We start from the raw sequence: 10124 nt of genomic DNA, 5'->3' as shown, positions 1-10124 counted from the left end.
CGAGCAGCGTCTGGATGGGTGCAGCCTTGGCGGAATCGGCCTTCCCTTTGGAAGCCGCTCCGGCGATATCTGCTCGTGCGCCTTCGCCTTCGGGCCGGACCTCGCCCTATTCCCCGGTGAAGCTGCCCAAGAATGCGAAGATCTACTACGCGCTCTATGGGGGGGTCGGCGACCTGCACGTACGCCGAACCGCGTCGGGCAACTTGATTCGCTTTAGCTATCGCGTTACCGACCCGTGGATCGCCAGGGTGCTGGGCGACAAGAATGCGACACCGTACTTGCTCGGGCGAAGGAGCCAAGCCTTACTCCAGATTCCCGTCATGGATAAAATCGGCCAGCTTCGGCAGTCGGGCCCGTTGGCGGTCGGCCAGGAATACTGGATGGTGTTTTCCAATAAGGGCAATCTGATTAAAGCCGGGGACCGGGTCGATGTGATGATCGGTTCCTTTCATATCGACGGCCTGGTGGTTGAATGATCGCGCGCAAGCGCGATCCGTGAGGCATGGATCGAAGGGGGTGTGCTTATGAACCGATTTCTCTTCCTGGCGTTGGGCCTGGTTTCATTGGCGGCATCGGCCGGCGCGGCGACGGAAGCCGCGCCGGCGAGCCGGCTGACGGCGGCTCAAGTCGCCGACAAGAATGTGGCGGCACGCGGCGGGCTTGAGGCCTGGCGTGCCGTTAGCACCCTGACCATGTCAGGCCAGCTCGACGCTGGGGGCAAGAAGGATGTGAAGCTGCCGTTCGTGGCGACCATGAAGCGGCCGCACAAGAGCCGGTTCGAAGTCCGCTTTGAGCAGCAGACGGCCCTGCAGGTCTACGACGGCAATCAGGGGTGGAAGGTCAGGCCCTTCCTGGGACGCAACGATGTCGAGCCTTACACACCTGCTGAGGCCAAGTCCGCCGCTGCCTCGGCAGAACTGGACGGTCCGCTGGTCGACTACGCCAGGAAGGGCACCAAGGTCGAGTTGCAGGGCATGGGGTCCGTGGAGGGGCGCCAGGCCTACATACTCAAGCTGACGATGAAAGACCGTACGGAACGGCGCTTGTGGGTGGACGCAACGAGTTTTCTTGAGCTGAAGATGGACGGCGAACCCCGCAAGCTGGACGGCAGAATGCACAACGTTGCCGTCTACTATCGCGATTACAAGACGGAGGGAGGGCTGAAGATTCCGCATGTCCTGGAGACCGTAGTCGAAGGCGTCACAAAAACCCGCCAGATGACCATTGAACATGTAGCGCTGAATCAGCCAGCAGACGATGCAATGTTCGCGAAGCCGCAACTGGCGTCGGCCAGAGTACCCGGCAAGTAAGGGGATAGGGGGGGCTATGACTATAAGAGGGATCGCGGGGGTGCTCGCCGTTTGTATCTCGGCGATGGCGCTGGCGGGGGACCCAGTCACGGCGCCCGATTTGAGCGTGGCCCAGATCATAGAGAAGAACGCCGTCGCAAGGGGAGGGCTTGAGTCCTGGCGGAAGATCCAGACCATGGTCTGGGTTGGGCACGTGGAGAGCGCGAATGCGCCAGCACATTTTGTGCTGGCGATGAAACGTCCCAACAAAACGCGCCTGGAGATCACAGCGCTCAATCAGATAGCTGTGCGTGTTTTTGACGGTAGCCATGGCTGGAAGCTCCATCCGACCCAGGGCGGCAAACCGAATCTGCAACCCTACACGATGGAGGAGGTGAAGTTCGCGCATGACGAGCAGGTCATCGATGGGCAACTCATGGACTACCAGGCCAAGGGTAACGCCATTACGCTGGACGGCGTCGATGAAGTCGAAGGGCACAAGGCGTACCGCCTTGCCATCAGGCTGCCGTCAGGCGCGAACCGCCGCTTGTGGATCGACGCGAAGACATTCCTGGAGATCAAGTACGACCGCGAATCCCGTAACGTCCTTGGCCAGCCGCACGCTGTCTCGGTGTTCTACCGCGACTACAGGTCCATCGGTGGATTGCAGGTGCCGTGCACTATCGAGAGCGGCGTGGCGACGGCACAGGCAACGGATAAGCTCGTGATCGACGAGGTCTCGTACAATCCGTCGCTGGGAGACTGGATGTTCGCCAAGCCCGGCACGCCGAGACAGGACACGCCGGTTTCGATAGATGCCGAGGCGCGGCCAGGGTCCGGCGGCATGGTCCGGCGGACCCCATAGTGATGGCCCGGGAACGACTCGGTCCGGACACGGTGACGATGCGTCCGGCCGGCGGGAGCGGGGCCCCCTCGTCAGGGAGGAGGCTTGGTGTCCGTGGTCCGGTTATCGCGAGCGGGCGACGAACTGGCCTGTGTCGGCTCCTTGCGAGCCTCTTGCTCGCCGTGGTCGCGCTCAGCGGCCCGGCCAGCGCCGCTTCGGCAACGGATGCTGGCGCAGCGATCTTCCAGCGCGGCGTGCTGCCTTCGGGCGAACCGCTCCAGGCGATCCGCGACAGCGGCATGCGCATGCAGGGTGCCGCCGCGGCCTGCGTCAATTGCCATCGGCGCAGCGGCCTTGGCGCCAAAGAGGGCTTTGGCACCGTCCCACCGATCACCGGGCGGTATCTGTTCCACCCGCGCGCCCAAAACCTGGAGGACCTCGACCTGCCCTACGTCGAGGGCATGCGGGCCGATCGCGATCCGTATACCGATGACACCATCGCCAGAGCCATCCGCGAAGGCCTCAACTCGGAAGGCAAGCCGCTAAATTACCTGATGCCCCAGTTCGCGCTGAACGATGCCGACATGGCTGCGCTGATCGCTTATCTGAAGCGGATGGACCAACGAAGGCCGCCCGGGGTCACGGACACGGTACTGCACTTTGCTACCATCATCACGCCGGATGCGGATCCTGTGAAGCGCCGCGGCATGCTGGATGTGCTCGAGCACTACTTCGCCGACAAGAACACATTTCCGCTCGGGCCGACTCCGGCGCTGCGCGCCTCGCGCAAGATGATGTTTATGGTCAATCGGCGCTGGCAGTTGCACGTCTGGGAGCTGACCGGCCCGGAAGCGACCTGGCAGGATCAACTGAAGCGGCATTTGGCTGCGGAGCCGGTCTTTGCGGTGGTGTCCGGCCTCGGTGGCAAGAATTGGGCGCCGGTCCATGCATTCTGCGAGCAGGAAGCCGTGCCTTGTCTGTTTCCGAATGTCGAGGTACCGGTCAACAACGACACTGACTTTTATTCACTGTATTTCTCCGGCGGCGTGTTGCTGGAGGCGGAGCTGATTGCCAGGCGGATCCTCGATGGGGACAGCGGCAAGGTAGTGAAGTCGGTGCGGCAGATCTATCGCGCCGGTGACAGTGGGGAGTCGGGTGCAAAGGCGCTCGCCGCCGCGCTGAAGCGGCACGGTGTCGTGGTGTCGAGCCACATTCTCGCGCCCGGCAAGGACGTTGCTCAGGCGCTGCGCGGCGCATCGAGCGAGGAGGCGCTCATGCTGTGGCTGCGCCCGGTCGATGTCGCAACGCTCGCAAGCGTGCCGCCGCCACGCGCCGACGTGTTCATGTCGGGCCTGATGGGCGGGCTCGAGCGCGCGCCGTTGCCGCCAAGCTGGCACGCTGTAACGCGCCTCGCCTATCCCGTCGACCTGCCGGAGCGCCGACGCGTCCGTGTCGACTATGCGCTCGGCTGGTTTGCGATCCGGCATATTCCGGTCGTCGCCGAGCAGACGCAGGCAGACACTTTTCTCGCCTGTGGCCTGCTCGCGGAAACACTGAGCCACATGGTGGGTACCTTCGTGCGCGACTATCTGGTGGAGCGCGTCGACGACATGATCGAGCGCCGAATCATCACCGGCTATTATCCGCATCTGACGCTTGGATCGGGCCAGCGCTTTGCGTCCAAGGGGGGCTACATAGTTCGGTTTGCGGAGCCGGAGCGAACACGGCTGGCCGCCGACGGAGAGTGGATTGTGCCGTAGGCAAGCATCCTGGTGAACTCCCGCTCTGAGGGGACTTGGCGTAGTCAAAGTCCGCCAGACTTCCCGTCAAGAGAACTTGGTGATTTTCCCTACCTCCATAGTAGGGAGTTGACTCATACCACGTTTCATCGCCGGCTCGCACAATTCAAGCGTGGGCAGCAGCGAGGACGTGTAATCGGATGCGTTCGGCACCGTCCGATCTGTTGCTGCAACGTGTCGACAATTGTAGAGGGGGTTTTCCATGGGAACGTTCAAAGAGCGATGGGGCAGGGCGTTGGTATCGGCCTTAGTGGCCGGGAGCGCAATCGTTGTGGTGGCACCCCATGCCATCGCGCATGACGGGGCCGATCCGCATGCTCACCACCACATGATGCGTGATACGCGCACTTCAACCGCGGACTATCCGCTACCCTCCGTGATGCTGGTGCGAGACGATGGCCGGACCGTCTCCCTGAAGAACGAACTGGACGATGGCCGCCCAGTGGTCCTGACGTTCATCTATACCACTTGCACATCCATTTGCCCGGTGATCAGTCAGACGCTCTCGCAATTGCAGGGCGAGCTCGGCCCGGACCGGGACAAGGTGCACATGGTGTCGATCTCGATCGACCCGGAGCAGGATACGCCGTCGCGCCTGCGGGAATATGCGGCGAGGTTCGCAGCGGGTCCCGAATGGCAGCACTACACCGGTGCTATTGCTGCGAGCATTGCAACGCAGCGGGCGTTCAACGTCTATCACCAGGACAAGATGAACCACGCTCCCGTGGTGTTTCTGCGCGCCGCACCTGGTAATCCATGGCTGCGGGTCGACGGCTTTGCTACCGCCGACGAGTTGCTGCAAGCGTACCGGAAGCTGATCGCAACCAACTGAATGCGCGGGTCGATCCCCGGCACCGCACGCACGCCGGAGGCCGACGCGTTGATTGCCGATATCGACAGCGGCCGGCTGACGCCGTTGTTCGACACGTGGTTTGTCAATCCCGATCAGGCGAGCTCAGCGATCTCCGCGCTGTACCTGCCGAATCAACGCGGCTCGCGACGGATCGCGGCGTTTCCGGATTTCCTGGCCGCGCTCCCCGGGCCGACGCATCGCCCGGGGTGATGGCCCGGGCGGTGCCCGCTCAGTTTGCAGATTGCGCGGGCGCGAGCAGTTCCGCGAGTGCCTGGCGGAAAAGCTCGGGCTTGCCGAAGTAGCGTCCCAGGTGAAGCCGTGACAGCTTGCCGTCTTTCTCAATGGCCAGTGTCGGATAGCCTCGGCCGCCCAGTGCTTCAAGCAGGACCTGCGTATCCTTGAAGTGCTCGGTTACATTGGGCATGGCTGCATCGTAGGCTTTCGCGAACGCGCCGGCGTCCAGCCCGAGCTCGACGGCAATGCCGATCAGTTGCTCGCGCTCGGAAATGTGCCGGCCTTCCACGTAGTACGCAGTCTGAAGGCGTTTGAGCATGCGGATCCCCGCGCCCGCCACAGACTCCGCCGCCAGCATCGCCGCCGTTGGCGGTGCGGAATCGAGCTCCACGTCATAGTCGAACTGGGTGCCTTCCTGGTACGCCCTGCCAAATTTCTGGCCGCTGAGCGCGGTAATGCGCTCCTCATGCGGGCGGACGAAGTCGCGCCACTCGGTCGACATCTTTTGTGCCTGATCGCCCGCGAGCATGCCGCCGCTGTGCGCCACCACCTTCAGACCTTCGGTCTCGTCGGCCACTGACACGAGCGGCGCCATGCCGTAGCACCATCCGCAATATGGATCGTAGACATAGTGAAGGGTTGCCTGCTTGTCCATGTGGATTCTCCTGGTTCAACGCGATGCGTTTGTGATGCAGGAAGGTTAGGTTCAATCGCAGGTCGATTGAATGGGATCAGCACGCAACCCAGCGTTGCGTCGGGCGCAAAGCGATGTGCGAGGGGGCATCGTGTCCTTCTCTGCAAAGCGGTGTTGCTTGGCCGCCCCTATTACGCTATCGCGGGCTGCCTTCTACCATTCCGCCATGTACTCACTTAGCGGAGCAGGAAATGGAAGCGAATGTATCCCTTGGAAGCCGGCCGGCGTCGCCCATTGCCGCGGATGGCATTGCACCTGCGGGAACGCGCAAGGCGCTGGTGATCGGCGGTTCGTTGGGCGGCATGTTCGCGGCGACCGCGCTGCGCGCAGTGAGGTGGGACGTGGAGGTATTCGAACGGTCGCCGTCCGATCTGACGAGCCGTGGTGGCGGCATCGTCCTGCAGCCAGAGGTGGTACGGGCATTCTCGTTTGCGGGTGTCGAACCGCACGGGGCGCTCGGCGTTCGCTCGCATGACAGGCTCTATCTCGGCCGTGATGGCGGCATTCGCCGCCGGCAAAGCATGCCGCAGACCCAGACATCCTGGAACACGCTTTACTCCGCACTGCTCAGGAGTTTCCCGGCCGAGCACTATCATCGCAATGCGCCACTGACCGGCGTGGGACAGAACGATCGCAGCGTGATTGCCACGTTTGCCGACCGGCGCCGGGTTGAGGGTGACCTGCTGATTGGTGCCGACGGGGCGAACTCCACGGTGCGACGGCTCATGCTCCCGGACGTTGCACCGACCTACGCAGGCTATGTGGTCTGGCGCGGCCTGATCGAGGAAGATCAATTGCCCGACACCGCCAGGCCGTTGCTCTATGAGAATTTCGTGTTCCAGCATGACCCCGAATCGATGATGCTGCAGTACATGGTCCCGGGCGTCGACGGTTCCACAGCCCCAGGACACCGTCGCTTCAATTGGCTTTGGTACCTGTTGGCGGCGCCCGGCGCCGAGCTCGATGGCGTCCTGACCGACCGCGACGGAAAGCGCCGCAGTCATTCCGTTCCCCCTGGATCGCTCGCGGTTGAGCAGGATAGCTGGATACGGCAGATGGGCGCCGCGCACGCCAATCCCGCGTTTCAGGCGTTGATCGAGAACACTGGCGACATCTTCGTCCAGAAGATTCAGGATCTGCAGGTTCCCCGCATGCGGTTCGGGCGAGTACTGCTGACTGGCGACGCCGCGTTCGCTCCGCGCCCCCATACCGCCGGCAGTACCGCCAAGGCGGCTGCCGATGCGGTGTCCCTTGCCGTGGCGCTGGCGGATGCACAGGATCCTGATGCGGCATTGACGACCTGCCGACCAGCCGCAGATCGACGTGATTCTGCTCAACTATCCCGACCTTGAGTTCAACGAGTTCGGTGCGCGTGGTATCGGGGAGATCGGCATTACGGGCTTTGCCGCGGCGGTGGCCAATGCGGTCCATCACGCCACGGGAAAGCGCGTGCGTGACCTGCCGATCACCATGGAAAAGCTGATGAGCATGCCAGGCGGAACCGCTTGCTGAGCGGCGGCCCTGCACTGGATGTTGCGGAGCGGAGGAGAACCGGTTAGGCGCAACGAGTCAAGTCCGGAAGATAGCGCCGTCGACGACGAGGGCGTGCGCGAGCATCCTCGCCACACCCAGATGTTCCCGGTTCTCTCCGAGACTGAAGTCGAAAGGGTCCGCCGCTTTGGCAGACTGTGCCACTCTGCCGAAGATGAATACCCGTATACCGTGCCGGCACTCTCTGGCCAGGAATGTTTGTCCTGCTTTCCGGAAAAGTGCGGATAGTCGGGCGCGATCTTGCGCGACATCCACTGAACGTTGTGGAGGATGACCATGTTGGCGACCAACTGGTTGTACCTGATCACCTTGCGCTGTTCATGTCGCAGATTTTCGGCGATGATCCCATCGCCACCAAACATCAACCACTGCGCGAAGTCATTGAACTGCTCACTCTTGTTCGTCGCGGCATGTCGGGACACGCCAGCGCCGTGGCGGCCCTAGCGCGATTTGGCTCGGCCGCGCGGGGCGACCCTATCTATGACGCCGGCGTGCAGCTAGGCAAGCTGCTGCGCACCGCGTTCCTTGCCGACTACTTCGTCAATGCCGGGTTCCGGCGTGAGCTGTTACGCGTGCTTAGTCGCGGCGAGGCGGTCAACTCGCTAAAGCGGGCGATCTATACAGGCCGAGTCGCACCCACGCAGGCTAGGCGCGCCGACGAGATGCAGGCCGTCGCCGACGCGCTAAGCTTGCTGGCTAACATCGTGATGGCGTGGAATACCGCTCAGATGCAGACAGTGCTCGATCGGCAAGTGAACCGACGGCAGCCCGTACCACCCGAGTCGTTCGGGCGAATCGCCCAACACGGCTAGAGGGCATCAATCTCCGGGGTGTCTTCCGCTTCCCAGTTGAGCGCTACGTCGGACAACTACTGCAGTCACAAACTGCACCCAATACAAGCGCTGCGGGCTGAAATCGAGCTCGCAATGACGCCGTTTGCGGTTGATCGATGGCCCAACAGAAATCCTCTATTAATCAATAGTTTACGAGGAACCGTCCGCGCTGATGCTGGGCTTGCGAACCGTCGCAAATTGCACCGAAATCAAAGCTACCCCTACAGGGCGAACTGGACGCCGAGCGCCAGGCTCACGCGGCCGCGCAGGCACGTCACGAGGAGGGAACCCGCCAGGTCGAGGCGCTTGAGCGGCAGTTGCAGGAGTTGTGTACCCAATTGCCGAAACGTAGTCGGATCCAGATCCGTGGGACGCCGAAAGCTGCCGCCATCAGCTGGATGGCGGCCACTCTTCTCAATATTGGGATTGATAAAACCCAATTTGGGAGATAACATTCCCTCTATGGGATCCTCCTTTGCCGATGCACTATTTACCAAGTCCCAGCAACGGGTGATGGCCGTGCTGTTTGGGGCACCCGACCGCTCATTTTATGCGAACGAGATTGTCGCACTCGCCCAAGCCGGAGTTGGCGCCGTCCACCGGGAACTCGCCAAGTTGGAAAGTGCGGGCCTGATTACGTCCCATCGGGTCGGTAATCAGCGGCACTATCAAGCCAACCGGCAAGCCGCGATCTTTGAGGAATTGCGAAGTATCATCAGCAAGACTCTAGGGATCGGCGAGATCCTGCGAGAGGCATTGCAGCCCCTGTGGGCCCATGTTGCACTGGCCTTTGTTTTTGGATCGGTGGCGAAGGCTTCCGACCACGCGGGCAGCGACATCGATGTGCTAATCATCGCTCAGGATCTCACCTTCGGTGAAGCGCTCACGGCATTGGACCGCGCCAGCGAGCGCCTAGGCCGGAAGGTAAATCCCACCGTCTTCAGCCCGGAGGAATTCGTCAGGCGAGTCCAAGAGGGGCGTGCGTTCGTGATGCGCGTGCTTGACCAACCGAAGATCTTCGTCAAAGGCAATCCGGATGAGCTCGAATCCCTCGCCCGAACTGCAAAATCTTGAACGCGTCAAGAAGCTGAAGGCCGAGCCTTCTGACGCGAGAGAGTGCGCCGCGTTGTTGCGCTCCGCCGAAATTCGCTTGGAGGATGCACAGAATTCGTCCCTTTCAATCGAGAGCCAGTTTGATCTGGCGTATAACGCGGCCCACGCAGCCGCGCTTTCGGCATTACGCCAGCATGGCTACCGCTCGGATAACCGCTATCTGGTTTTTCAATGCCTGCAGCACACTCTCCACTGGCCGGCGGAGCGATGGCGCTTGCTCGACGTCGCGCATTACAAGCGGAATCTCGCAGAATACGAAGGAGATCTGACGGTTGACCAAGCCTTCGTGAACGAGTTGATTGCTGTTGTCAAGCAATTGGTGGATGCCGTGCGCGGATTATTGGCTAATTGAAGGGGACGCGGCGGACAAACTCGGCGTGGAAAGCGACGAGGCAGGACTGCTAGCTCTGCAAGTCGATCAAAAGTGGGTCCAATCGTGAACAGGGAAGGAACGTCGGATTGACTGCCGGTATCTTGGCGTGACCCCCAAAACACGAGCAGGAGCCCGGGGAAGCGCCACCGCCAGGCAGCATTCTCCGCACTGGCAAGAAACGCGAGCACATCGGAGTGTTAGTGGACCAGACCGGCATTCATGTCGCAGAGTATTTGACCGAGCTGCCGCTGGCGTGTCACCCTCGGTATCTACAATGACTTGCAAAGTGATCCGCATGGCCGCCTCCCACGCATGTCCGGGCAGCCAGTCTATGCCGGAATCTCTTGCAAGCGATCATTAGCGGTCCGGCGGTCGAAGCGCCGATCCAGCCAAACCAGCCATTGGTCGACCTCGTCGCGTAACTCGTCCAGCACGATTGGGCCCTCGCGCAGCGACTCGATCCACTCGAGGAACTCGTATTCGCTATGCCAATGGCCTGGCGCTGGGGGCGCGGGTCGAAGTGGAGTGCATGGCTGTCTTT

At 61.9% G+C, this 10124-nt stretch carries 11 protein-coding genes and 3 pseudogenes; 12 read left to right on the top strand and 2 right to left on the bottom strand.

All coding sequences use genetic code 11. The annotated features are described in order from the left end of the window. The first annotated feature begins 14 nt into the window (after positions 1 to 14). From AC1DQ3_RS22315 to AC1DQ3_RS22290, 6 genes are all read left to right on the top strand, one after another. Positions 15 to 476, top strand: coding sequence for a hypothetical protein (locus AC1DQ3_RS22315; protein ID WP_477122330.1), 462 nt, complete (start codon positions 15 to 17; stop codon positions 474 to 476). A gap of 48 nt (positions 477 to 524) precedes the next feature. Continuing rightward, complete coding sequence (locus AC1DQ3_RS22310; protein ID WP_477122329.1) at positions 525 to 1310, top strand: outer membrane lipoprotein-sorting protein; 786 nt, start codon at positions 525 to 527, stop codon at positions 1308 to 1310. 106 nt (positions 1311 to 1416) lie between these two features. Then, complete coding sequence (locus AC1DQ3_RS22305; protein WP_477122328.1) at positions 1417 to 2154, top strand: LolA-like protein; 738 nt, start codon at positions 1417 to 1419, stop codon at positions 2152 to 2154. A 38-nt stretch (positions 2155 to 2192) separates the two neighbouring features. Further along, positions 2193 to 3893 carry a c-type cytochrome gene (locus AC1DQ3_RS22300; RefSeq protein WP_477122379.1) on the top strand — a complete coding sequence of 567 codons (1701 nt, stop codon included), beginning with the start codon at positions 2193 to 2195 and terminating at the stop codon, positions 3891 to 3893. A 241-nt stretch (positions 3894 to 4134) separates the two neighbouring features. Continuing rightward, positions 4135 to 4764 carry an SCO family protein gene (locus tag AC1DQ3_RS22295; protein WP_477122327.1) on the top strand — a complete coding sequence of 210 codons (630 nt, stop codon included), beginning with the start codon at positions 4135 to 4137 and terminating at the stop codon, positions 4762 to 4764. Then, the gene (locus tag AC1DQ3_RS22290; RefSeq protein WP_477122326.1) at positions 4765 to 4995 is read left to right on the top strand and encodes a hypothetical protein; all 231 of its coding nucleotides are present in this window, start codon (positions 4765 to 4767) and stop codon (positions 4993 to 4995) included. Positions 4996 to 5014: 19 nt separating this feature from the next. Here the strand turns inward: AC1DQ3_RS22290 and AC1DQ3_RS22285 are convergent, their stop codons facing one another. Continuing rightward, entirely contained in the window at positions 5015 to 5674 is a 660-nt protein-coding gene (locus tag AC1DQ3_RS22285) for a DsbA family protein (RefSeq protein WP_477122325.1), read from the bottom strand. A 230-nt stretch (positions 5675 to 5904) separates the two neighbouring features. On the opposite strand from AC1DQ3_RS22285, the gene AC1DQ3_RS22280 reads away from it, so the two are divergent. Beyond that, complete coding sequence (locus tag AC1DQ3_RS22280) at positions 5905 to 7065, top strand: FAD binding domain-containing protein (protein ID WP_477122324.1); 1161 nt, start codon at positions 5905 to 5907, stop codon at positions 7063 to 7065. Then, on the top strand, positions 7037 to 7225 hold the full coding sequence (locus AC1DQ3_RS22275; protein WP_477122389.1) for a hypothetical protein: 189 nt from the start codon (positions 7037 to 7039) through the stop codon (positions 7223 to 7225). The genes AC1DQ3_RS22280 and AC1DQ3_RS22275 overlap by 29 nt, the downstream gene beginning before the upstream one ends. Before the next feature lie 272 nt (positions 7226 to 7497). Here AC1DQ3_RS22275 and AC1DQ3_RS22270 read toward each other — a convergent pair. After that, positions 7498 to 7677 (bottom strand): annotated as a pseudogene (locus tag AC1DQ3_RS22270) (Tn3 family transposase); the annotation flags it as partial. Here AC1DQ3_RS22270 and AC1DQ3_RS22265 point away from each other — a divergent pair. The 4 genes and pseudogenes from AC1DQ3_RS22265 to AC1DQ3_RS22250 all read left to right on the top strand — a co-directional run. Next, positions 7669 to 8177: pseudogene (locus AC1DQ3_RS22265) on the top strand (Tn3 family transposase); the annotation flags it as partial. The pseudogenes AC1DQ3_RS22270 and AC1DQ3_RS22265 sit on opposite strands and share 9 nt — an antisense overlap. Before the next feature lie 382 nt (positions 8178 to 8559). Continuing rightward, complete coding sequence (locus tag AC1DQ3_RS22260) at positions 8560 to 9171, top strand: nucleotidyltransferase domain-containing protein (RefSeq protein ID WP_477122323.1); 612 nt, start codon at positions 8560 to 8562, stop codon at positions 9169 to 9171. Continuing rightward, entirely contained in the window at positions 9134 to 9562 is a 429-nt protein-coding gene (locus AC1DQ3_RS22255; protein WP_477122322.1) for a hypothetical protein, read from the top strand. Before AC1DQ3_RS22260 ends, AC1DQ3_RS22255 begins: the two co-directional genes overlap by 38 nt. Positions 9563 to 9699: 137 nt before the next feature. Continuing rightward, a pseudogene (locus AC1DQ3_RS22250) lies at positions 9700 to 9831 on the top strand (PDDEXK nuclease domain-containing protein); the annotation flags it as partial. Between the last annotated feature and the right edge of the window lie 293 nt (positions 9832 to 10124).

Source organism: Cupriavidus sp. 01T418 (assembly GCF_056398885.1).
This window is presented reverse-complemented; position numbering and strand designations above follow the sequence as displayed.

Bases quoted from the DNA above. Each gene is read 5' to 3' on its own strand.
- AC1DQ3_RS22315 (WP_477122330.1), top strand. From the start codon at position 15: ATGGGTGCAGCCTTGGCGGAATCGGCCTTCCCTTTGGAAGCCGCTCCG.
- AC1DQ3_RS22310 (WP_477122329.1), top strand. From the start codon at position 525: ATGAACCGATTTCTCTTCCTGGCGTTGGGCCTGGTTTCATTGGCGGCA.
- AC1DQ3_RS22300 (WP_477122379.1), top strand. From the start codon at position 2,193: ATGCGTCCGGCCGGCGGGAGCGGGGCCCCCTCGTCAGGGAGGAGGCTT.
- AC1DQ3_RS22295 (WP_477122327.1), top strand. From the start codon at position 4,135: ATGGGAACGTTCAAAGAGCGATGGGGCAGGGCGTTGGTATCGGCCTTA.
- AC1DQ3_RS22290 (WP_477122326.1), top strand. From the start codon at position 4,765: ATGCGCGGGTCGATCCCCGGCACCGCACGCACGCCGGAGGCCGACGCG.
- AC1DQ3_RS22285 (WP_477122325.1), bottom strand. From the start codon at position 5,674: ATGGACAAGCAGGCAACCCTTCACTATGTCTACGATCCATATTGCGGA.
- AC1DQ3_RS22280 (WP_477122324.1), top strand. From the start codon at position 5,905: ATGGAAGCGAATGTATCCCTTGGAAGCCGGCCGGCGTCGCCCATTGCC.
- AC1DQ3_RS22260 (WP_477122323.1), top strand. From the start codon at position 8,560: ATGGGATCCTCCTTTGCCGATGCACTATTTACCAAGTCCCAGCAACGG.
- AC1DQ3_RS22255 (WP_477122322.1), top strand. From the start codon at position 9,134: ATGAGCTCGAATCCCTCGCCCGAACTGCAAAATCTTGAACGCGTCAAG.